This window comes from Microbulbifer hainanensis (genome assembly GCF_014904735.1).
Taxonomy (GTDB): Bacteria; Pseudomonadota; Gammaproteobacteria; order Pseudomonadales; family Cellvibrionaceae; genus Microbulbifer; species Microbulbifer hainanensis.
This window is the reverse complement of record NZ_JACZCR010000045.1, coordinates 23,791-45,880: the sequence shown is the minus strand read 5'-3', so window position 1 is coordinate 45,880 and position 22,090 is coordinate 23,791. Positions and strand designations below refer to the sequence as shown.

Here is a 22,090-nt window from a genome sequence, read left to right as displayed (position 1 = left end):
TTAGGGATCAATCCAAGTGAAGTCAAATGCCCTAAATGCGCTGCAATTCAACCTAAAATTAGAACTCCCCAAAATTTTAGGCAAGCCTTATGGGGTGGCTGGAACTGCGAGACCTGTAAAGCTGAAATGGACAAATACGGAAATCCAATCAACTCATAACAAGATGGCGTTATCGCCTTCGACTGGGATTGCCATTCCGCTGACGCCAAATGCCAGCTCTAATCCACGACATTAGAAATTCATGAACAAAATTATTTTTTTTTCAGAATTCAGTGGTGAGCCTGGTATGGAAGCTGATCGCGTTGCAATTGAAATCGACGGCAAGCCAATCTATGAAGTCTTAGATCCTGAATCAACCAAGCTCAATTATAGTTATATCGAAATTCCACATGATCTTGAGGCTTACTTCATGGGGGATTACTTTCCAGATTGGACGCTACATGGAAATATTCTCGTAGTCTTGGATTGCGCTTGTGGCTATACAGGATGTCGACCCATCGGATGTTCCATAAGTCTATCGGGAGATTCTGTTATTTGGAGTAACTTCATGAATTTGCAAACTGAGGATTGTCTAGAAGGGGCCCCCAGTAAGTTAGAGTTTACTTTTGGGCAATATAAGCAAGCTATAGACGACTTTGAAGTTTCTCACAAGCGGTTTTAGTCGCCGCTAACAGCGCGGCCGGGCGGTCTACGCTAAGCTCCAGCCCCCCTAAACCGAGCGTTATATCGGATTATATTTTTATGAGTAAAAAAGAAGAAGTTAAAGTTCTTGAATCTGTATTAAGAAAATTCACGAATTCCCACCAGCCCATGATTCAAAAATGGTGGTTTCAAATTGTATTGTGGATTGTTTTTTCGTCCTTCATCGCCGTAGGTATCGCACTTTACAAAAATAATTATATATCTGATTTTGTGTATATGATTTGGGTCATGATATCGGGGGCAGCGGTAGGCTTCGCTACATTGCTCAGAGTGTCAGCTCGGCAGTGGCCAATGTTGCTTCCACATATTTCAAAAGTGAGTATTGAGTCACGGTTAAAGGAGCTAAATACATAACAATAGGCCATTATCACCCTTTTGGGTCAAGGGCGGCCTAGCCGCTGTTGCGTATCTCCAATACCGCCCCAAAGCCGGGCGTTATATGGAAACAGAGAAAGAATATTATTATGGCGGTCATTCTAAGAAATATATTGGCAATTGCATTCCTCAGCATGATAGCAGGCTATTCAAACGCCCAGCCGGGGGGCCAAGATAGCTGGGGCGGTTTCACAGAAACCGGGCAAGCATCATATTATGCGGATAGGTTTCAGCACAGGAAGACAGCCAGTGGCGCAATTTATAAACATGAGCTCCATACGGCCGCACATAAAAAGTTACCGTTTGGTTCAAGGGTAAAAGTGACGAACATAAAGAATGGCAAAAGTGTCGTTGTGAAGATCAATGATCGTGGGCCATTTGTCAAAGGTCGCATAATTGATCTCTCAAAAGCTGCGTTCAATAGTATTGGTAGTCCATCATTGGGTTTGCTCAGCGTAAAAATCGAAGTGCTAAGGTAATGCATAATAAGTCGCTCAAGCCGGCGGCACTACCCGCCGCACGTTAACTCGCGCGTTGGTTTCATCATGAGTATGCCCCAGTACATTGAAATAGTAGTTGTTGGAGCAACTGAAGAGAAGCTCAGTGAGATGGTTAAAGGTGCTTCCATGCCAAACGCAGGCATTGCGCCCAAATATCACCTGGTTTCACTTGCTGCTTCGAATGAAGCAACGTATCAATTATTCGCTGATCTGGACTATGATCGCGTTTTGTATTGGATTGCTCTGGATGATGAATCCCTCATTCATTGCAACAGGGCAAACGCAGAGAACTGTAACAGAGAAACGTATGGTCGCGGGTTTTACGACCAATACCTGCCTAATAGTGTTGTTCAGGTCTATAGCAACCAAGAGTTTATTGAAGAAACACATAGAATAGCTGGCGCATTCTGTGCGACGTCATAGCCAAAACCCAATACGTAAAGGCAGCATCGTCCTGCGGGCTGGAAGCGATAAAACGTGCTCCCGCTGTTGGCGCTAGATTCACTAGGAGGAAACGGGATGCCTACATACCCGCTCGAAGGCGGCTGCGATTGTCAGTTTGTTCGGTACCGAATGGAAACCAATCCAATAATCGTTCATTGTTGTCATTGTCGCTGGTGCCAAAGAGAAACGGGCTCATCATTCGCATTGAACGCTATGATCGAAGCGGATCGTATAAATCTATTATGTGGGGATGTTGAGATTGTCGACACACCATCTGCGAGTGGTAACGGCCAGAAGGTTGCCCGGTGCCCCCGATGCCGAATAGCTGTTTGGAGTAATTATTCTGGCGCTGGTCCAGCCGTACGGTTTGTTAAAATTGGTACTCTGGATGATCCTGACACCTTGCCCCCGGACATTCATATCTTCACTGCTTCAAAGCAACCGTGGGTTGTTATTCCGGATGGTGTGCCCGCGGTAGAGGAGTATTATGACCGGGAAAAATACTGGTCAGCAGAGAGTCTCCATAGACGAAAGGCGATCTTATCTGAGGCATAGTCAAGCCAGACGGGTATTCGTTATACGCTGTTTCGCTCGCCTTTTGTTTGCGACGTTATATACAAGACTTACCCGATAGCAAAGGGAAAGCCTGGAGAGCTCGCAGCGCCTTTGGTTTTCTCAGTAAATGGAAGCCTTGCAATAGGCCAATTTGCAATCACTGCTCCATTTTTAGAGGCTGAGATAATTGCAGCATATTCCATGAAAATATGCGGCCCGAGGCTGAAAGAAAGTATCAATATTTAGCAAAGCTGGGCGGTATGCTTGGGGCAGCTAGCCATCGCCGATTGTCCAATGCTGGCGAGGTCAGGGTGAATGTCGAGCTTCCGAACTTGAGGCAAGTAAGTTCTTTGTTGTTGGGCAATGCTCAAAGTCCAACAATCCTTGCGGTTGCTGGGCAAGCGTCGAGCTGGGCATGGTCAATAATGCAATTTGCTCCGACTAGATCTAACCATCACAGGCAGTTTGCGTCGCTAGCGATCATCCTGCTTGATAATTGTCAGCACGATTTCCCCCACGTTCAGTCCCCATTTGCTCAGCTGCGATTGGTTGATCAGTACGTGGTCGGATACCAGATACATACGGTCGTCCACTGAGACTTCGATGGTCTTGCCATTGTAGGGAACTGACAGGCGGTAACGAATAAACATGGCGTTGCCGGACACGTGCACCTTGGCATCGCCGATCACATCACCGGCGGTGGCGATATAACTTTTCACCGCGGGCGCCCCGTTCTCGATGATCGGTATCAGCCGCCAGTCCCGCAATTGGGTTTCGCCGTCATTAAATACGAAGTGTTCGGCGAGCAGGCCCTGCCCATTTTCCCATTCGCCCACGAGTTCTGCATTGAAGGTGCGGGTGACGGCACCGGAGCGGTTCTTGATGATGCCGTGGGCCGTCAGCGGGCCGTTGAAGAAATCTTCTGGCACGAGCATTGGGGTTCTGTCGCGATAGTGTTCAATGCCCGGGCTGCTGCAGGCTGCGAACAGTAGCGTCAGCAGGCCGAATACGAGGGTCCGGGCCCCTGTGATGTAGCGCATGGTGGAATCCTGGTCACTGGCAGTCATCCGAGTATACGTGCGTGCAGGCGGGCTGGATTAGTTTGGTGGGAATGTAGCGCTGCCAGCGCCTTTCAAAAATAATCAGACGCTAGTTGTGAAATCGGGCGTGGAAAAATCCCCTCCAGCTTTGCTTGCCGGGAGGCTTTCAACACGCCCAGTTTAAAGGCTCTTTCAGCTCTGCACACCGAGGAGGGACGCTTCCTCGCCGGGCAGCGGTAGCTGGGGGAGATCCGTTACTGCCAGCATAAGGCCGTCTTTATACAGTTTGGCCGCATGCTCTTTTTCTCCCAGTGCATGCAGTAGGCGCGCCAGCTCTGCGGAGGTGGCGGGATCCGAGCGCAATGTCAGGCTCTTTTCGAAATACTGTCGCGCCTTGCCCCAGAGTTCGTTGCGCAGTGCCAGGCGGCCGAGGCAGGTGAGCAGGTCGGCGTTATCGCCGTATTCCTTCTGCCAGCCGTCGGCGACGGTGAGCTGCGCGGCCGCGTCGGCGCCGGTCAGGCAGCCATAGAGGCGCGCCATATCCGGTCGCCACTCGCGGTTCAGTACCCAGCGCAGGTGTTTTTCCGCTTCCACGTCGTCGCCGATTTCGTGCTGGAGCTGTGCATACAGGCAGCGGAGATCCATATGGCGCTGCCAGCGGCCACTCAAGCCCTGCCAGGTCTCGCGCAGCTTTTCCACATCCCGGCGGCTGGTGGCGTCGCGCAGCTGGTGCTGGTAAACCTCTAGCTCCAGCTGCTGCAGGTCTTCCTCGCGCATGTTGGAGTGTTTTTCCAGTTCCGGCAGCAGTTCGCGCAGCCCGTTCCAGTCGCCCAGGCGGTAGTAGGCCTGTCGCAGCAACTGCAGCAGCGCGGGGTGCTTGGGTTCAACCTGCTTGGCGCGCTCGAGACTGGCAATACATTGCTCGTAATGCTTGTCGAGCAGCTGCATGCGCGCCTGGCTCAGGGCTACGGCCAGTTGTGTGTCTTCGCCGCTGGCCTCGGCCTTGGCCAACAGCTCGTTGGCCTCGTCGCGATAGCCAAGTTCGAAGGCGCTGCGCGCGGCGGCGAGATAATTGATCAGCGGTGCATCGGAGCGCGGTGCACTCTTCAAGAGCTGGCGGCGGGCACGGGCCCAGTTGCCCTCCATAAACTCCACCAGGCCATTGGTCAGGCGGCGGCGCGCGACGCGGGTGCGGCCAAAACGGATACGGCTGACACCGCCTTCGATACCGCGGAACAGGCTGCGCAGCAGCCAGATGGCGAGGAACAGCAGTAATACCGCGAAGGTCACCGCGCCGATCGCAACCCACAGATTCATCTCGATGCGCTTGCCACCCACGGCCAGCAGCATGTAGCCGGGATAGCTGCGGATCATCTCCGTGAGGAATGCGCCGAACAGCAGGAAAGCGATGGCGGAAAAGACGAAGCGCTTCACTGGGGTTCACTCCCCGGTGCATCGTTTGCATCCGGTTCACTGGGCTCCGGGAACTGTACCTGCGGAGTCTCGTTGCCGCTGTTATCCGGGACCGATGACAGGTCGCCGTCGGTTTTATGCAGGCGTTCGATGTAATTGCGCAGGGCGCTCTGCGAGGCGGCGAGGCTGGGCAGGTCGGCTTCGATGGGCTGCTCAGAGAGGTCCTTCAGTTCCCGCGCCAGCACCTCGCGCTGGCGGTTTTCGATACCGTATTCCAGCAGCAACTGCCGGGCCCGGTTGAGAGAGTCCTTGAACACGGTGGAGTCTTCACGCAACAGGGCCAGCTCCGCCTGTTCCATGTTCAGCCGCAGGCTCTGGCGGAAGCGCGCTTCGCTCTGCGGCGACAAGAGCACCGGGTCTATATTGCCGTCGCGGATGCGCACGGAATCGTGCAGGAATTGTGTGAAATTGTTCCAGCTGCGTTTCCAGGGGGAGGCATTGCTGTCCTCCTCGCTCGGCTTTTGTTCGGCAGCCTGCAGTGTCGGCAGGTCGAACTGTGGCTGGATATCGGTGCGCAGCAGTTGCTCTTCCAGCGCGCGCAGGCGCAGGTAGATACCCTCCCGGTCGATATTGTCGACGAGCTTCAGCGCAGTGATATCGCGGGCCAATTGCTGACGCACACCGTAGAGATCCGGCAGGTCCACCTGGCGCACGATATTGTCGACTTCCTCGAGCAGGCCCAGGGCCGCGCGGCTGTCCCGTTCCAGTATCAGGCGTTGGTTGGCCAGTCGCAGCAGGTAGTCAGCCTCGGCCAGTTGCCAGTCTTCGCGGCTGGCATTGCCCAGTTCGCCGAGACGGTTGCCCTGTGCGGTGACACTCCGCTGCAATTGCGCCAGCTGTCCCTGCAGTTCTGCGATGGTGCTGCGCTGCTGGCTCAACTGACCGCGCAGCTCGGTAAGCGCCTGTCGTTGCGCTTCGCTGGCAACGCCGTTTGCCGGCTGTACCGGGGTAGTTGCTGGCGTTTGCGATTGCGTGGGCGGTGCGCCGGCAGTGGGCTGCGCGTTTTCGGTGGGTGTCACTGTGGTCTCCGCGCGCTGGGCGGTGCCGCTATCGCTCCCGACCCCGGGCAGAAAATCCAGATGTCTGGCGAGTGTTGCCTGAACCTGTGGCCAGTTGAACCATACCCAGGCGCCGCCGCCACCGACGATCAGCGCGGCGATGAGCAGCCACAGCCAGCCGCGGCCGCCGCGGGCCGGTTTGGCGACTTTGTCGGTTTTCCCGCCACTCTTCCCGTCACTGCCCTGTGCAGCCTTGGCAAAATTACTTTTGGTCTCGGCCTGCTCGGTGAGCTTGGGCGCGTCTGGCGATTTTCCGGAGTCTTTGGCTTTTTTGTCTGTCATGGGCGTGGAAGCGGCCAGTGGAAAATGTCGTCAAATTATAGCGACTGGCGGCACGCTTTATATGGGGTGTGGCGCGGTTTTGAAAAATTTTACTCGAATCGGGCGGCAAAAGCGGCTCAGGGGAGCGACAGCGCGGTTTCGAGCGCCGCCAGCATGGCGCGATCGCCGGCGTTATCGGCGGCCACCGGCCGCGCGAATGCCAGCGCCGCGGCCTGATCGGCGACGCGCTGGCTGGGGCAGATCAGCGGCAGCTTTCTGAGGGCCTGCAGGCCGCAGGCATCGATACAGCGGGACAGGTTCGCGAGGGTTTCGCCGCTGTGCACGGCAATGGCATCGGCATCGCCGCGGTACTCGGCCAGATGTCGCGCGGCGTCGTCCGGTAGTGCGCGCCGGTATAGCTCGCAATAGTCCACTCGCGCACCGCGCGCGGCCAGAGTGTCGCCGATCAGTGTGCGGCCGCCGCTGCCGCGGAAGATCAGCACCCGCTCGCCGGTGACGCTGTGCAATTCGGCCAGTGCCAGCAGCGCCTCGGAATCCATGGTATCGCCGCCGCTCGTGCAGGGCAGGCCGCGGCTTTCCAGCGCGCGCGCCGTCGCCGCACCGATCGCATAGTAGCGGGGGCCCTGGGGCAACTGTGGCCAGTAATCGTCGAGCCAGTCGCAGCCCAGTTGTACGGCATTCTGGGAGACGAAGATGGCGTGGTCGACCTGGTCGAAATCGAGAATCTGGTTCTTGATTGCCTGCAGCGGTGCACCGCTGTCGATCGGCACGATGGCCAGCATCGGGATGCAGTCCGCCTCGGCACCGCTGCGACGCAGCTGCGCGCACCAGGCCTGCGCCTGGTGCGCGGGCCGGGTGACCAGGATGCGTTTACGGGCGAGGGGCGAGGAGGCCACGGCTCAGAGGGCGGCGAGAATCTTGTCGGCGCCGGAGGACAGCAGTTCCTCGGCCAGCGCAATGCCCATGGCCTCGCCATCGGCTGCGGTGCCGCGGGCTTCGGCGCGGATCAGTTTGTTGCCGTCGGGGCTGCCGACCAGTCCGCGCAGCCACAGCTGGTCGCCGTCCAGTTCGGAATAGCAGCCGATGGGCACCTGGCAGCTGCCATTGAGGCGCTTGACCACGGCGCGCTCGGCCGTCAGGCGTGCGGTGGTGGCGGCGCAGTGCAGTGGTTCGAGCAGAGCTTCCAGCTCCGGATCGCGCCTGCACTCGATGCCCACGGCGCCCTGACCGCCCGCCGGCAGCAGAATTTCCGGGGCGAGGAAGTCGCGAATACGCTCGCGCATCTCCAGGCGCAGCAGGCCGGCAGCGGCGAGAATGATGGCGTCAAATTCTCCCGCGTCGAGTTTGGCCAGGCGCGTGTTGACGTTGCCACGCAGGAACTTCACTTCCAGGTCCGGGCGGCGGGCCAGCACCTGGCACTGGCGGCGCAGGCTGGAGGTACCGACCACGGCTCCCTGCGGCAGCGCGTCTATGTCGGCGTAGTGATTGCTTACAAACGCGTCGCGCGGATCCTCGCGCTCACAGATGACCGGCAGGTGAAGGCCTTCGGGAAATTCCATCGGCACATCTTTCATGGAGTGCACGGCGATATCTGCCTCGTCGTCCAGCATCGCCCGCTCCAGCTCCTTGACGAACAGGCCTTTGCCGCCAACCTTGGCCAGCGGAATATCCAGCAACTGGTCACCGCGGCTGGTGAGCGGCAGCAGCTCGATATCGAGTTGCGGGTGTAGCTGCTGCAGGCGGTCCTTGACGTAGTTGGCCTGCCAGAGGGCGAGTGCGCTTTCGCGGGTCGCGATGCGGATGCGGGAAATGGGCATACAGCGTCGATCGGTTGGGAATTGGGTGGGCAATTCTACCAGAGACACGCGGCGTGCGCGGGCCTCAGCTGGCGGGATGGGCGCGCAGCCAGTCTTCCAGAATGATGCGCGCGGCGATGGAGTCCACCGGGTCCTGCGCATAGTTGCCCCGGTGGCCGCGATCGAAGGCCTCTTCCTTGGCGGCGCGGGTGCTGAGGCGCTCGTCGACAAACTCTACCGGCAGTCCGGTGCGGCCGTGCAGGCGCTGGCCGAACTTGCGTGCGCGCGCGCCGAATTCGCTCTCGCTACCGTCCATGTTCAGTGGCAGGCCTACCAGCAGTGTGTGCGGCTGCCACTCGTCGAGCAGTTTCTGCAGCTGGGTCCAGTCCGGTTGCCCGTCCTTCGCCGGCAATGGCGCCAATTCCCGGGCGGTACCGGTCAGGCTCTGGCCGAACGCGATGCCGATGGAGCGGGTGCCGAAGTCGAAGGCAAGGGCGGTGACGGGCTTGTTTTTGCTCAAAGGGGGCCTCTGAAAAGCGTGACGGACGGGTGGCTGGCGCTGGTACGCCGGAGCGGAGCAAGCGGAGTGTACACGCAGTACATGGGTATTTGGACCGTGCTGGCGCACCGGTAGCCGTCTTACAGAGGCTTCCTAGGCGTGGCCGGCCTGGGAGCCGAGCCCGCTCATATCGATGCCGTGGCGCGCGGCGGCGGTCTGCCAGCGTTTCTGCCACGGTGTGGCGAAGAGGATTTCCGGCTCTGCGGGCAGGGTCAGCCAGGAGTTTTCCGCAAGCTCCTGCTCTAGTTGACCGGCGCCCCAGCCGGAGTAACCCAGGGCCAGCAGGACGTCGTCGGGCCCGCGGCCGGCGGCGAGTGACTCGAGAATGTCCTTGGACGCGGTCAGGCTGATATCCCGGTTGACCTGCATGGTCGAATCGAACAGGGCGCCGGCGCCGTGCAGTACAAAGCCCTGTTCCGGTGCTACCGGTCCACCCAGCAGCACGGTTTCGTCGCTGCGCAGGCTGAAGTCCTCCAGCGACAGCTGGTCGAACACTTCCTTCCAGTGCACTTTGCTCGGCGTGTTGATGACAATGGCCATGGCGCCTTCGCGATTGTGCTCGCAGACAAAGGCGATGGTCTGGTGGAAGCGCGGATCCTGCATGCCGGGCATGGCCAGCAGGAATTGCCCGCGCAGGCTGGAGTGGGTCAGGTCGCTGTCGATATTCGTATGGTGCATACGCCAAGTTTAATGGGATGTGGCAGTTTTGCTGCGGATTAATTGTCAGCCGTTGTCGGGGCGGCCCTCGGCGGCGGTGGAGAAACCGGTCATTTCGAAGCGCCAGGTGCGAATGATCTCCAGGCGATCGGCCTCTTTGCGGATTTCTGCCGGGAAGGGGGCGAATGGGGCCGCGAGACGCACTATCTGCTGGGCGGCGTCATCGAGTACGCGTTCGCCGGAAGACTGCAGAATGACCACGTCTTCAACCGCGCCGGTGGGCAACAGCCGCACCATCATGCGCAGGCTGCCGGTAATCTGTCGTTGCAGGGCCTCTTCGGGGAAATTGTCATTGCCGACCGCTTCCACCTTTTGCCGCCAGGCATGCAGGTAGGCGGCGTCCGCTGAGGCTTTGGTCGCCACTGAGGTCAAGCGGCGCACGCGCGGGCGCTGCGCGATGGTTTGCCGGATCTTGTCGAGGCGCGCCTGCAGGCTCGCGATTTCGGGGTTGGACAGGGGCAGGTCGTTGGGCGCATCGCCGCGCTTTTCCTTCGAGGGCTTGTCTTCGGCGGGCAATTCCGGTGCCTGCTGTGGACTCTGGCCGATCGTTGTCACCAGCTGACGGCGCTGGTCCGCGGGGCGCGCGGAGCGCTGTTGGGGCAGGGGGTTGACCTCGCGAATGGCGGTATCGGCGATTTCGGCGCGCCGGTTGGTCGACAGCTCTTTGGGGGTGTCGGCGCTACCGCTGGCTTGCTGGTTGTGCTGGGCCAGGTAGTCGGCATCCTCCGGCGCCTGGGCCGAGCGGTGCTGCGCCAGGGTCACTTCCAGCGTTGGCGGAGCCTGGTGGCCCTTGGGCGCGGTGAAGGCCACGCCGAATATCACCATGGCGTGAAAGGCGCAGGCGACAAACAGGGCGAACACGAAGCGGTCGTGCTGGGCGGCCTGATGTTGTGAGCTGGCGGTCGGGTTCATTGTTGTTTATTGGTTACTGCTTATATTCCGCTCAGTCCGATCCCTGACTGCGTGCCTGTGTTCCCGCTCTTTCAATTGGCCGGTCCGGGTATGACCCGGGCCGCTCAATTGCGGGTAAAGGGAGGAGTTTACCCTTTTTGCGGCAGTCGGTCTGTGATCGCGCTCATCAGTAGGCCGCCGATATCGGTGCCGTACGCCGCATCGATTTCGCGTACACAGGTGGGGCTGGTCACATTGATTTCGGTCAGATAATCACCGATTACGTCCAGCCCGACAAACAGGAGGCCCTTTTCTTTCAGTGTCGGGGCAACCTGTTCGACGATCCAGCGGTCGCGGTCGTTAAGGGGGCGGGCTTCGCCGCGGCCCCCGGCGGCAAGATTGCCGCGGGTCTCGCCCGCTTCCGGGATGCGGGCGAGGCAATAGGGTACGGCTTCGCCGTCGACGATCAGGATGCGTTTGTCACCGGTTTTGATTTCCGGGATATAGCGCTGGCCCATGATCTGGCGGCGCCCGTTGTCGGTCAGCATTTCCAGAATCGCGCCGAGATTGGCTCCGTCGGCTTTGCAGTGAAAGACGCCGGTACCGCCCATGCCGTCGAGGGGCTTGAAGATTATATCCTTATGGCTGGCGTGGAAGGCACGCAGTTTGACCATATCCTTGCTGACGATCAGCGGCGGGCAGCACTGGGGAAAACTGGTGGCGAAGATTTTCTCGTTGCAGTCGCGCAAAGCCTGCGGCTTGTTGACTACCAGCGTGCCCTCGCGCTCTGCTGCCTCGAGAATATAAGTGGAATAGATGTACTCGTTGTCGAATGGAGGATCGACGCGCATCAGCATGGTGTCGAGTTGCCCGAGCGGCATCTCGGTATCCTCGCCCAGTTCGAACCAGCGCTGTGGATCATCGAATACTTTCAGCGGGCGCGCGCGGCCCATGGCGCGTCCATCTGCCAGGTACAGGTCGCCCTGCTCGAAATAAAACAAATCAAATCCGCTGCGCTGCGCGGCCAGCAGCATTGCCAGCGTAGTGTCTTTCTTGAAACTGATCCGGGTGATGGGATCCATCACCACACCGAGGGAATAACTCATTACCGGTTACCATGCTGGGGTTGAAGCGGACGGCCACTGCAGGCGGTTGTCAGCGGGGTAAGGTAAGAGTTGCCCGGCGGTGGTGCAACCACTTCGCGAGGAAACTGCCTGGCGATTTTATGATCAGTGCACGTTGAGTTTATCTGCAATAGCGAACTTTGCTGACATTTTGTCCAGACGCTGTACGATGGTGCTGTCCGCGCCCCGGCTTCGGTAGATTCACTGGTGCTTCTGTGATAAAAGTTGAATCGTGCGCGACCTTGGCGACAACCGAGGCGCCCAGACCCTGCAAGTGGTTGAAGAAAGGGCACTTCCTACAACTTCCAGCGCAGTGCCCGCAAATAAGTAAACAGGGGATTCAAAAACACTATGGAGCTCAACTGGGAAAGCCTGACAGTGATGGTGATTGACGATAGTAAGACTATCCGTCGCACCGCCGAGACCCTGCTGCAAAAAGCCGGGTGTACGGTGGTTACCGCCACTGACGGTTTCGATGCACTGGCCAAGATTGCCGATACCCGTCCGGACATCATTTTTGTCGATATCATGATGCCGCGGCTGGATGGCTACCAAACCTGCGCACTGATCAAGAACAACAGCGAATTCCGCGCCACGCCCGTTATCATGCTGTCGAGTAAGGACGGTTTGTTCGACAAGGCCAAGGGGCGTGTGGTCGGTTGCGATCAATATCTAACCAAGCCGTTTAGCAAGAGCGAACTGCTCGGTGCAATTTCTGCGCACGCCAAGCCGCATCATGCGGCCTGAGTCAACGGATCACTGTGACTTTGTCGAGGTGACTGGCGTAGAATGAGAAACGCTGTCGGCGGGAGTGCCGGTGGCTCGGCCCGATTGTTCGAAAACCGTACGACCCTGTCGGGGGCAGGCGGCATCGAAAGGCGGGCAAAAAGCAAGGGTGTGCGAGCAAATCCGGACGGATTCCGGCGCTCGCCAAATAGGACAACAAGTTTCCGTGCCGGTTCGCTGAACAGCGGTGTGCGGAAGCCGATACCAAATGTCGCGGGGAACAAATGGCAAGAGTATTAATTGTTGACGACTCGCCAACAGAAACGCACAAGCTGACCACCATTCTGGAAAAAAATGGCCACGCGGTGATTGCCGCCACAAACGGTGAAAACGGTGTCGATGTGGCGCGCGACCAGAAGCCGGATGTGATCCTGATGGATATTGTCATGCCGGGTCTGAATGGCTTCCAGGCGACGCGTCAGCTGAGCAAGAACGGCGATACCAGTGGTATCCCGATTATCATCGTGACGACAAAAGACCAGGATACCGACCGTGTCTGGGGTATGCGCCAGGGTGCGCGTGCCTATCTGACCAAGCCGGTGGAAGAAGGTAAATTGCTCGGCACCATCGAGGAGGTGTTGGCCTAGGCCAGCGACGCTCTCAGTGCCGTCAAAACAGAGTCCCTATCTCGCGCTGGTCGATATCGCCAACCGCGCCAAAGCGCAGGCCGTCGGTCTGCCCGGTCGCCAGGAGGTCAAGCCTTACTGGACCGGCATCGGCTTTTCCCTGCTGGGTCACCGCTTCGTCTCATCGATGGATGAAGTGGTGGAACTGCTCGAAGTGCCACAGTACACCTTTATTCCGGGGGGGCAGCCCTGGGTGCGCGGTGTAGCCAACGTGCGTGGCCGCCTGTTGCCACTGTTTGACCTGGCTGCATTTTTCGGCGGTCACCTCAGTGGGCCACGCCAGCGTCGCCGGGTTCTGGTCGTCGAGTACGACAAGATCTATGCCGGGTTGATTGTCGATGAATTGCACGGAATGCAGCACCTTGCGCTGGAGTATGCGCGGCGGGCACCGGGTGACCTGCTCGAGCCATTTGCGCCGATGGTCAATGGTCAGTTTGAACAGCAGGAGCGTTGGCTGGTGTTCGACATGCAGGCGCTGATCAACGATTTCCAATTCATGGATGCCGCGGCTCACTGAGCGCGGCATTCTGATTTCCCAGTCCGGGAAAATCTTGCGCGCGGCTCTGCCGGCGTGTGAAAAAGCGCACCGGGACAGTGAGGACTGTGTTGGGTCATGCGTTAATAATTGTGGTGATAAAAAGAATTGGCCTGAAGAACAGGTCCGCCAGGAGTAAACTATGAAAACAGGCTCCCAGAGTTCATTTTCCGCGCTGCGCAGCAACCCCGCGGCGTTGTTTATGGGTCTACTGGTACTCGCCACACTGGCGGGGCTGATTGTCAGTATCTACCTGGTGCAGACCCAGGGTGACCGCGATAAGGAATACCTGCAGGAGGTGGCCGAACTGCGCGCCCTTTCCTACCAGGTTGTATCCCACGCCCCGTCGGCGACCGCCGGTGACGAGCAGGCATTCTCCGAACTGCAGAACGTAATCAACCAGATGAGTGAAATCTGGAAGCAGCTGCAGGGTGCGGATCCCAGTACCCGTCGCGCGCTCGATGCCCAGCTGACCAATTACGGGCAGATTTGGCGTCAGGTGCGGGCGCAGGCCGACACCATTCTCGGTAACAAAGACAAGATCATCTTCCTGAACGATGTGGCGAGTACCCTGAACGACTCGCTGCCCGAGCTGCAGGCAGAGCACAACAACATCGTGGAAATCCTGCTGGCCAACAACGCCCCGGCCAACCAGGTAGAGCAGGCCCAGCTGCAGGTATGGCGCGCGGAGCGTATTGGCCGGAACATCGATAAGATGCTGCAGGGCGGCGACGACGCGGAAGCCGCGGCCGACCAGTTCAATACCGACGCGAGCCTGTTCGGTAAAGTGGTTGAAGGCATGAAGAGCGGTGACGTGGTGATGGGTATCTCCCGCGTAACCGATCCTGAGGCCCGTGAGTCCCTCGACGAAATTACCGAGCTGTTTGAGTTTGTAAGCTCCTCAGTGCGGGAAATCTTTGAATCCACCCCGGCCCTGTTCGCTACCCGCCAGGCGGCGGACGGCATCTCCGCTTCCGCGCCGCAGCTGCTGGAAGCCCTGAGCTCCCTGAACGACCGCATTGTTAACCTGTCCGGCGAGCGCCAGCCCAACAACCAGACAATTGCCATCATCGCCGGTGTGTTCGTACTGTTGATCTTCGGCATGATGATCGCAGCCTTCTCCGGTACCCGCCGCAGTCTGAAAGAAGAATCCGATACCAATGAGCGTAACCAGCAGGCGATTATGCAGCTGCTGGACGAACTCGCCGACCTCGCCGACGGTGACCTGACAACCTCGGCCACGGTGACCGAGGCCTTCACCGGTGCGATTGCCGACTCCATCAACTACACCATTGACCAGCTGCGGGTGCTGGTATCGCGGATTAACGGCGCGGCCCAGGAAGTATCCGGCCTGTCGCAGGAAACCCAGCAGACCGCCTTGCACCTGGCCGAGGCCTCCGAGCACCAGGCGCAGGAAATTGCCGGTGCCTCCGCGGCCGTGAATGAAATGGCCGTGACCATTGATCAGGTATCTGCTAACGCCGCCGAATCGGCGCAGGTAGCGGAACGCTCGGTACACATTGCGAGCAACGGTGCCAAGGTGGTACAGAACACCATCAAGGGCATGGATACCATTCGTGAGCAGATTCAGGACACCTCCAAGCGGATCAAACGCCTGGGTGAGTCGTCGCAGGAAATTGGTGACATCGTAAGCCTGATTAACGACATTGCCGACCAGACCAACATCCTCGCCTTGAACGCCGCGATCCAGGCGAGCATGGCCGGTGACGCGGGCCGCGGCTTCGCGGTGGTTGCGGACGAAGTACAGCGCCTCGCGGAACGTTCCGCTGCAGCGACCAAACAGATTGAAGGCCTGGTTAAGGCGATTCAGTCAGACACCAACGAGGCGGTTGTCTCGATGGAGCAGACTACCACCGAGGTGGTGCGCGGTGCCCGCCTGGCCCAGGACGCCGGTGTTGCCCTGGAAGAGATTGAGGGCGTATCCACCAACCTGGCCGCCTTGATTCAGAACATCTCGAACGCCGCCCGCCAGCAGGCTTCGTCCGCGGGTCACATCTCCAATACGATGAACGTGATTCAGGAGATTACCTCGCAGACCTCAGCGGGTACCCAGGCCACGGCCCAGTCCATTGGTAACCTGGCCAAAACCGCCAACGCCCTGCGCGATTCCGTTGCCGGCTTCAAACTGCCGAGCGAAGAGGGCGTGGAAGACAGTGGCGACCTGTACGACGTGGAGCTGCCGGAAATGGGTGACGAAGAGTTCTCGCTGCTCGACGGTGACGAGGCCGATGCACTGGAAGGCCGCGAGGACCGGGCTCTGGCCTGATCCCGCTAGCTCACTGCCCGGCGCCCGACGCGCCGGGCCGATCGCGACGGCTCCGGGTCGCCAACCGACACGGAATCCCGTTGGGCGCTCTCCGACCGGCGCGCGCCCGCGGCATGCACCGGCGTACAGAATGAATTACTGAGGACTTGGCGTGAGTCACGACAATCCGAACTTCCTGGCCCTGGACTGGCTGACGGGTGAAATCAACGAGACACTGGCGCAGGCGCGACAGCACCTGGAAACCTTTGCCTCGGATTCCACTGCTCCCGATAAAAGCCTGCTGGCCAGCTGCCTTGAGCTTATCCACCAGGTGCACGGCAGTCTGCATATGGCGGAGCTCACTGGTGCGGCCATGCTCGCCGAAGAAATGGAGCAGCTGGTGCAGGCGCTCGCTGCCGGCGAGGTGGAAAACAGTGATGAAACGCGCGAATTCCTGATGCGCGCGCTGCTCGAGCTCCCCCTTTACCTGGAGAAAGTTGCTTACCAGCGCCGCGATAATGCGGTGCTGCTGCTTCCGCTTTTGAACGACCTGCGCGCTGTACGCCGCGAACGCCTGATTACCGAAGGTGCACTGTTCGCTCCGGATCTGTCTGCACTCAAAAGTGTCTCCGGCAAGCGCCAACCGCTGACAGCCGACAAGGCCAAGCTCGATGAGCTGGTCGGCAAGTTGCGCAAAATGTATCACGTGGCCGGTGCCGGCCTGATCAGGGATGTGAACAGCGGCGAGAGCCTCGCCTATCTGGTGAAAGTCACCGAAAAGATGTCGCTGTTGTACAGCGGCAGTGTGCGCCAGCCGCTGTGGCAGATTCTCCTGGGCCTGTTCGAGGCTATCGGTGAGCACCGCATCAATGTGATGCCGGCACTGCGCCAGTTGCTGCGCCGTATCGATGTGGAGTTCCGCCTGCTGCAAGGGCGCGGCGCTGCGGTACTGGATGCTGGCCTCGACCGGGACCTGGTGCGTAACCTGCTGTTCTACGTCTACCTCGCCGGCCCCAATGGTCCCCGCTGCAAAGCCCTCTACAAAACCTTCGCGCTGGATCGTGCCGTGCCCGGCACGCCGCGACCGGATACCGAAGATGCGCTGGCCATGGGCCCGGAAGCATTGGGTACCGCCGTAGTCGCCCTGCGCGAAGAGTTGAATACCGTGCGCGAGGCACTGGAGCCCAGTATCGCCGGCGGTGAAAGCCAGCCCCTTAGCGAAACGGCGGGCATTGCCAAACGCCTGGCGGATACGCTCGGCGTCCTCGGCCTGGAAAATCAGCGCACGCGCGCCCGCGGCATCTACGAAAGCCTGCGCGATGCGGCCCGTAGTGACGATGCCGAAAACCTGCTGATGCAGGCGGCCGGTGAACTGGTGCAGCTGGATTCCGCCCTGGCGGCAACGGTTGCCCGCAATAAGCAGGTCGACAGCGAACAGCCCCTGATGGGCGATGCGACTGAAACTGTACTGCGCGAGGCGCGCCTGGGTCTGGAGTCGGTCAAAGAGGCCGTAGTCGAGTACATCGCCAGCCACTGGGATATCAGTTATCTGAACCGCGTGCCGGAGCGGCTGCAGGAAGTCTGTGGTGGCCTCGACATGGTCGGATATCGCCGCGCCGGCGAAATCGTCAGCGCCTGCAGGCGATACATCAATGAATACCTGATCGACGGGGCCGAACAGCCCGAGTGGAAGCTGCTCGACACCCTGGCCGATGCCATTACCAGCGTGGAGTACTACCTCGAGCGCCGCGCCGACGGTATCGAGGACGCCGACATGTTGCTGGCGCTGGCGGAAGACAGTGTTGCGACGCTCGGCTTTGCCGTGACTGGTGACAGTGAGATTGCTGCGGAAGCCACCGAAGATACGCCACAGGTCGAGACCGCAGAAGCCGATGAAGAGATGATCCTCGACGGCTTTGAATTTGCCAGCGAGTCCGATGACGAGCCCGTCGCTGCCGATAGCGAGGAAGAGACCTGGTTTGCCGCAGCCGAACAGAATCGGGAGGCGGACGAACCCAGCGAGCGTGAAGCTGACGTGCCTGTGGCTGCGCCGGTCGAGACTGCGCCGGCCGCTAAGGTGCCCGAAGCTGCACCGGCAACGTTGGCCGACGATGACGACGAGAGCCTGATTGACGACGAGATCATCGAGATTTTCCTCGAGGAAGCAGCCGAGGTCCTCGAAACCATCGGGCAATATTTCCCCGAGTGGGCGGCCAACCTGGCCAACCGCGACGCCCTGGTGGAATTCCGCCGCGGTTTCCACACCCTGAAAGGCTCCGGCCGTATGGTCGAAGCGCTGGAAGTCGGCGAGCTGGCGTGGGCGGTCGAGAACATGCTCAACCGCGTGATCGACGATACGGTCAAGCCACAGCGCGCCCACGCGGATCTGGTGGAACTGGTGCGCCAGAAGTTGCCATCGATGATCGATGGATTCCGCCACGGCAGTGGCGACCCGGATCCCGCGCGCACCGCGCAACTCGAGCAATGGGCGCGGCAGCTGGCGAGCGGTGAAGTGCCCGCGGAAATGTCTACGGCCTCCGCCGAACAACCGGCAGTGCCGCCGACAGCGCCGGCCGCGGACAGTGCAGATACCAGCGATGAAAACGACCAGTTGTGGGAAATTTTTGCCCAGGAGGCCGAGACCCATCTCGCCACCGTGGAAGAGTTCCTCACCGATATGCGCGATGCCGCACCGCTGTACGGTGTGCCCTCGGATCCGCTGCACCGGGCCCTGCACACGCTCAAGGGCTCTGCCCATATGGCGGACATTACGGCCGTCGCCCAGTTGGTGGCTCCGCTGGAGCGCTTCGCCAAAGAGCTGCGGACCTACCAGGTCGCCATCGATGTAGATATCTTCGAGCTGATTTGCGACGGCGCCAATTACGTGCGCGATGCACTGGTGCAGATACGTACCGGCGCCTCCCCGGTAATCGAAAAATCGGAGCAGTTCCTGGCTCGCGTTGCCGAGTTACAGGAGCGTGCCGTCGGCCACTTGATTCGCGAGCGCGAGGCCAATGAACCCCGGGCGGTTGATCCTCAACTGCTGGCGGTGATTATGGCCGACGGTATGAAAGTGCTGCTGGATGCCGACCAGATGCTCAATCAGTGGCGTGCCAATCCCGGTGACAAGGGGTTGCTGACGCCGGTAGCGGACGAGCTCGACATACTGCAGGAGGCGGCCAGTCGCGCGCAGTTGCCGACCCTGGCGGAACTGGCGCAACTGCTGCTGGATGTCTACCGCAAGGTTATCGACGGCTCGCTCGAGGAAGAGCCGGCGCTCTGGGCCGCCCTGGAGCAGGGACACAATGAATTGCTCGACCTGGTGGATGCTGTCGCCGCTGCGCAGGACCTGCCCGAAGTCAGTGAAGCTGTCGGCGAAGCACTGCGCTACCTGGCGCAGGACGAGGGCGGCAATGCGTCCGAAGAGGATTACGACTGGTCGGAGCTCGGCATCGATAGCGCCGACCTGCCCACAACCGATGACGAGCGCGCGGAAGAGTACAGTGCCGTCGGCAGCGAAGATTTCGGCGACCTGAGCTTTGACGACCTGCTCGCAGCGGAAAAGCGCGAGAGTGTCGAAACTAGCGCTGAAGCTGCGCCGGTGGTGCCTGAGACTGAGGGCGCAACTCCAACAGATCCAGTGGCCAGCGCCACGCTGCTCGACGATACGCTGGGCTTTGATGAAGCGATTCTGGCGGCCGATGAACCCGAGCACAGCGCCGCAGTGGCGGCGGATACGCCGTCCATCTCGGAAGCCGCAACGGCTCCACGGGAAGAAAGTGCGGAGCCTCCGGTCGCGGCATCCGCGAAAGACAACGCCGCACTGCTGGCCGATATCGATCCGGATGTGGTCGAGGTCTTTATGGAAGAGGCCGGCGACCTCGTGGACGAGCTCGAAGAGTTGATTCAGGGCTGGGAGCAGGATCCGTCCGACCGCAGTCAGGCCGAAGCGCTCAAGCGCGTTTTGCACACCTTCAAGGGTGGTGCGCGCATGGCCGGGTTGATGGGGCTCGGTGAGGTTGCGCACCGCTTTGAGACCGTTATCGAGGGCATGCAGGGCAGCGCCGAGCCGTCGGCGGAGTTCTTTGCCGATGCCCACGCGATCTACGACCGGCTGGCTGCCGGTGTCGAAACCGTGCGAGCCTGGATGGCCGGCGATCAGCTCGAAGCCTTTATAGAATTGCTTGCCACCAGCTGGGCCGATGGCCAGCTGGCCGAAGATGCCAACCCGGTCGATTACGGTATCGAATCCCGCGAGCTGCCCACCGCCGAGGTAATTGAGCCCGAACCAGAGCCCGAAGTGGAACCTGAACTGGTAGCGCCACAGGAGACGCCCGTAGAGCCGGCCGCAGACTTGCCAGCGGTGGCGGATAAGAAGCCGGCTCAGGATGCTGGCGGCAACGTACTGCCATTCATCCGCAAGAAAGGCGGTGTGCGCGATCGCGATTCCGGTGGCACCAACCGGGGCCAGCCACAGGAGATGGTGCGGGTTGCCGCAGAGCTGCTGGAGGAGCTGGTTAACCTCGCCGGTGAAACCTCGATTTCCCGCGGTCGCCTCGAAGAGCAGGTGAGTGAATTCGGCCTGGCGCTGGACGAGATGGACGCGACTCTGTCGCGACTGAACGAACAGTTGCGGCGCCTGGACCTGGAAACCGAAGCCCAGATTCTCTTCCGCCAGGAACAGCTGGCCGAACAGGACGGCGACTTCGATCCGCTGGAAATGGACCGCTACTCGTCGATTCAGCAACTCTCCCGCTCGCTGCTGGAATCCACGTCGGATTTGATGGAGTTACGCAGCACGCTCGGCAACAAGACCCGCGACACCGAAACGCTGCTGCTGCAGCAGTCGCGGGTGAATACCGAACTGCAGGAAGGCCTGATGCGCAGCCGCATGGTGCCATTCTCGCGTCTGGTGCCGCGCCTGCGCCGCATCGTGCGGCAGGTGAGCGCCGAGCTGGGTAAGCAGGTGGATCTGGTCTTCTCCAACGTAGAGGGCGAGCTGGACAGATCCATGCTCGAGCGCATGGTGGCGCCGCTGGAACATATGCTGCGCAACGCGGTCGACCACGGCATTGAAATGCCGGGCGAGCGCGCCGCGACTGGTAAGGCCGAGCGTGGTCGCATCAGTGTCGCGCTGGAGCGCGAAGGCAGTGAAGTGGTGCTCACCATCAGCGATGACGGTGCGGGCATCAATTTGATGAAGGTGCGCGAAAAAGCCGTGGAACGTGGGCTGATGCGTGCCGATGCCGAGCTGACCAACAACGAAATTTTGCAGTTCATTCTGCAGGCCGGTTTCAGTACTGCCGACAAGGTCACGCAAATTTCTGGCCGCGGCGTGGGGATGGACGTGGTGTCCGCCGAGATCAAGCAAATCGGCGGTACCGTGCACATCAGTTCGCGGGCTGGCGAGGGTACCGAGTTCGTCGTGCGCCTGCCGTTTACCGTATCGGTTAACCGGGCCCTGATGGTGCGGGTTGGCGATGATCTGTTCGCGCTGCCGCTGAATACCATTGAGGGCATTGTGCGACTGAGCCCGTTTGAGCTGGAACACTATTACCGCTCGAGCGATGCGCGCTTTGAATACGCCGGTGAACCCTACCAGGTGAATTACTTCGGTACGTTGCTGCAATCTGAGGCGCAGCCGAAACTGAATGTGGAAGAAATGCAGTTGCCGGTACTGCTGGTGCGTTCCGAAGGGCACGCGATGGCACTACAGGTCGATGCGATCATGGGCAGCCGCGAGATCGTGGTGAAGAGCCTGGGACCGCAGTTCGCCAGTGTGCAGGGGGTATCCGGTGCGACGGTAACCGGTGACGGTACCGTGGTGGTGATTCTCGACGCCCACGCGTTGCTGCGCCGCCAGGCCGCACAACTGGCCCGCCCGGAGGTGCCCCAGCTGTCGCCACAGGTTGCTACATCGCAGCCGGAACCCGAGGAGCGCCAGCAGACCATCATGGTGGTGGATGACTCGGTGACCGTGCGCAAAGTGACATCGCGCTTTCTCGAGCGCGAGGGCTTTCTGGTCAGTACGGCCAAAGATGGTCAGGATGCGGTGATCCAGCTGCAGGACACCATTCCCGACCTGATCCTGCTGGATATCGAAATGCCCCGTATGGATGGCTTCGAGGTGGCGCGTCATATCCGCTCCAGCAACCGCCTGCGGGATATACCGATCATCATGATTACCTCGCGGACCGGTAAGAAGCACCGCGATCACGCACTTTCCCTCGGGGTGAACCACTATCTGGGTAAGCCCTATCAGGAAGAGGTGCTACTGGCGGCGATTCGCGATTACACCGAAGAGCCGGCGAGCGTGTAAGCGGGACGACATAATAAATTGAACGTGGCAAAAGAGTGGCGA

The 22,090-nt window shown here is 59.8% G+C and carries 19 protein-coding genes; 10 read left to right on the top strand and 9 right to left on the bottom strand.

Annotation, left to right across the window (positions count from 1 at the left end):
• The first annotated feature begins 241 nt into the window (after positions 1-241).
• The 5 genes from IG168_RS17230 to IG168_RS21030 all read left to right on the top strand — a co-directional run bounded on the left by IG168_RS17230 (position 242) and on the right by IG168_RS21030 (position 2,576).
• Positions 242-661, top strand: coding sequence for a hypothetical protein (locus IG168_RS17230; RefSeq protein WP_193165840.1), 420 nt, complete (start codon positions 242-244; stop codon positions 659-661).
• 80 nt (positions 662-741) lie between these two features.
• Positions 742-1,056 (top strand): hypothetical protein, encoded by a 315-nt coding sequence (locus IG168_RS17225; RefSeq protein WP_193165839.1) that lies wholly within the window; start codon positions 742-744, stop codon positions 1,054-1,056.
• A 110-nt stretch (positions 1,057-1,166) separates the two neighbouring features.
• Positions 1,167-1,556: a septal ring lytic transglycosylase RlpA family protein gene (locus IG168_RS17220; protein WP_193165838.1), complete on the top strand. Its 390-nt coding sequence runs from the start codon at positions 1,167-1,169 to the stop codon at positions 1,554-1,556.
• A 66-nt stretch (positions 1,557-1,622) separates the two neighbouring features.
• The gene (locus IG168_RS17215; protein WP_193165837.1) at positions 1,623-2,000 is read left to right on the top strand and encodes a hypothetical protein; all 378 of its coding nucleotides are present in this window, start codon (positions 1,623-1,625) and stop codon (positions 1,998-2,000) included.
• A 96-nt stretch (positions 2,001-2,096) separates the two neighbouring features.
• Entirely contained in the window at positions 2,097-2,576 is a 480-nt protein-coding gene (locus IG168_RS21030) for a GFA family protein (RefSeq protein ID WP_193165836.1), read from the top strand.
• Between the two features lie 473 nt (positions 2,577-3,049).
• Here IG168_RS21030 and IG168_RS17205 read toward each other — a convergent pair whose 3' ends face one another.
• From IG168_RS17205 to gshB, 9 genes are all read right to left on the bottom strand, one after another.
• On the bottom strand, positions 3,050-3,616 hold the full coding sequence (locus tag IG168_RS17205) for a DUF3833 domain-containing protein (protein WP_193165835.1): 567 nt from the start codon (positions 3,614-3,616) through the stop codon (positions 3,050-3,052).
• A gap of 192 nt (positions 3,617-3,808) precedes the next feature.
• A complete protein-coding gene (locus IG168_RS17200; RefSeq protein WP_193165834.1) occupies positions 3,809-5,050 on the bottom strand; it encodes a heme biosynthesis HemY N-terminal domain-containing protein in 1,242 nt (413 codons plus the stop codon).
• Positions 5,047-6,429 (bottom strand): uroporphyrinogen-III C-methyltransferase, encoded by a 1,383-nt coding sequence (locus IG168_RS17195; protein WP_193165833.1) that lies wholly within the window; start codon positions 6,427-6,429, stop codon positions 5,047-5,049. Before IG168_RS17195 ends, IG168_RS17200 begins: the two co-directional genes overlap by 4 nt.
• Positions 6,430-6,545: 116 nt before the next feature.
• Positions 6,546-7,325 carry a uroporphyrinogen-III synthase gene (locus IG168_RS17190; RefSeq protein ID WP_193165832.1) on the bottom strand — a complete coding sequence of 260 codons (780 nt, stop codon included), beginning with the start codon at positions 7,323-7,325 and terminating at the stop codon, positions 6,546-6,548.
• A gap of 3 nt (positions 7,326-7,328) precedes the next feature.
• Positions 7,329-8,246, bottom strand: coding sequence for a hydroxymethylbilane synthase (hemC, locus tag IG168_RS17185; protein WP_193165831.1), 918 nt, complete (start codon positions 8,244-8,246; stop codon positions 7,329-7,331).
• A 64-nt stretch (positions 8,247-8,310) separates the two neighbouring features.
• Entirely contained in the window at positions 8,311-8,745 is a 435-nt protein-coding gene (gene ruvX, locus IG168_RS17180; RefSeq protein ID WP_193165830.1) for a Holliday junction resolvase RuvX, read from the bottom strand.
• 132 nt (positions 8,746-8,877) lie between these two features.
• The gene (locus IG168_RS17175; RefSeq protein WP_193165829.1) at positions 8,878-9,462 is read right to left on the bottom strand and encodes a YqgE/AlgH family protein; all 585 of its coding nucleotides are present in this window, start codon (positions 9,460-9,462) and stop codon (positions 8,878-8,880) included.
• 45 nt (positions 9,463-9,507) lie between these two features.
• The gene (locus tag IG168_RS17170; RefSeq protein ID WP_193165828.1) at positions 9,508-10,413 is read right to left on the bottom strand and encodes an energy transducer TonB; all 906 of its coding nucleotides are present in this window, start codon (positions 10,411-10,413) and stop codon (positions 9,508-9,510) included.
• 128 nt (positions 10,414-10,541) lie between these two features.
• The gene (gene gshB, locus IG168_RS17165) at positions 10,542-11,498 is read right to left on the bottom strand and encodes a glutathione synthase (protein WP_193165827.1); all 957 of its coding nucleotides are present in this window, start codon (positions 11,496-11,498) and stop codon (positions 10,542-10,544) included.
• Positions 11,499-11,867: 369 nt separating this feature from the next.
• Between gshB and pilG the strand changes: the two genes are divergently transcribed.
• The 5 genes from pilG to IG168_RS17140 all read left to right on the top strand — a co-directional run bounded on the left by pilG (position 11,868) and on the right by IG168_RS17140 (position 22,048).
• Positions 11,868-12,263 (top strand): twitching motility response regulator PilG, encoded by a 396-nt coding sequence (gene pilG / locus IG168_RS17160; protein WP_193165826.1) that lies wholly within the window; start codon positions 11,868-11,870, stop codon positions 12,261-12,263.
• A 263-nt stretch (positions 12,264-12,526) separates the two neighbouring features.
• Positions 12,527-12,889 carry a twitching motility response regulator PilH gene (gene pilH, locus IG168_RS17155; protein ID WP_193165825.1) on the top strand — a complete coding sequence of 121 codons (363 nt, stop codon included), beginning with the start codon at positions 12,527-12,529 and terminating at the stop codon, positions 12,887-12,889.
• Positions 12,890-12,905: 16 nt separating this feature from the next.
• A complete protein-coding gene (locus IG168_RS17150) occupies positions 12,906-13,445 on the top strand; it encodes a chemotaxis protein CheW (protein WP_193165824.1) in 540 nt (179 codons plus the stop codon).
• 160 nt (positions 13,446-13,605) lie between these two features.
• On the top strand, positions 13,606-15,750 hold the full coding sequence (locus IG168_RS17145) for a methyl-accepting chemotaxis protein (protein ID WP_193165823.1): 2,145 nt from the start codon (positions 13,606-13,608) through the stop codon (positions 15,748-15,750).
• Positions 15,751-15,901: 151 nt separating this feature from the next.
• Positions 15,902-22,048: a hybrid sensor histidine kinase/response regulator gene (locus IG168_RS17140; RefSeq protein WP_319024745.1), complete on the top strand. Its 6,147-nt coding sequence runs from the start codon at positions 15,902-15,904 to the stop codon at positions 22,046-22,048.
• Positions 22,049-22,090 lie beyond the last annotated feature (42 nt).

Coding starts and splice junctions, on each gene's coding strand:
- IG168_RS17230 (WP_193165840.1), top strand. CDS start 242: ATGAACAAAATTATTTTTTTTTCAGAATTCAGTGGTGAGCCTGGTATG.
- IG168_RS17225 (WP_193165839.1), top strand. CDS start 742: ATGAGTAAAAAAGAAGAAGTTAAAGTTCTTGAATCTGTATTAAGAAAA.
- IG168_RS17220 (WP_193165838.1), top strand. CDS start 1,167: ATGGCGGTCATTCTAAGAAATATATTGGCAATTGCATTCCTCAGCATG.
- IG168_RS17215 (WP_193165837.1), top strand. CDS start 1,623: ATGAGTATGCCCCAGTACATTGAAATAGTAGTTGTTGGAGCAACTGAA.
- IG168_RS21030 (WP_193165836.1), top strand. CDS start 2,097: ATGCCTACATACCCGCTCGAAGGCGGCTGCGATTGTCAGTTTGTTCGG.
- IG168_RS17205 (WP_193165835.1), bottom strand. CDS start 3,616: ATGCGCTACATCACAGGGGCCCGGACCCTCGTATTCGGCCTGCTGACG.
- IG168_RS17195 (WP_193165833.1), bottom strand. CDS start 6,429: ATGACAGACAAAAAAGCCAAAGACTCCGGAAAATCGCCAGACGCGCCC.
- hemC (WP_193165831.1), bottom strand. CDS start 8,246: ATGCCCATTTCCCGCATCCGCATCGCGACCCGCGAAAGCGCACTCGCC.
- IG168_RS17175 (WP_193165829.1), bottom strand. CDS start 9,462: ATGCACCATACGAATATCGACAGCGACCTGACCCACTCCAGCCTGCGC.
- IG168_RS17170 (WP_193165828.1), bottom strand. CDS start 10,413: ATGAACCCGACCGCCAGCTCACAACATCAGGCCGCCCAGCACGACCGC.
- gshB (WP_193165827.1), bottom strand. CDS start 11,498: ATGAGTTATTCCCTCGGTGTGGTGATGGATCCCATCACCCGGATCAGT.
- pilG (WP_193165826.1), top strand. CDS start 11,868: ATGGAGCTCAACTGGGAAAGCCTGACAGTGATGGTGATTGACGATAGT.
- pilH (WP_193165825.1), top strand. CDS start 12,527: ATGGCAAGAGTATTAATTGTTGACGACTCGCCAACAGAAACGCACAAG.
- IG168_RS17145 (WP_193165823.1), top strand. CDS start 13,606: ATGAAAACAGGCTCCCAGAGTTCATTTTCCGCGCTGCGCAGCAACCCC.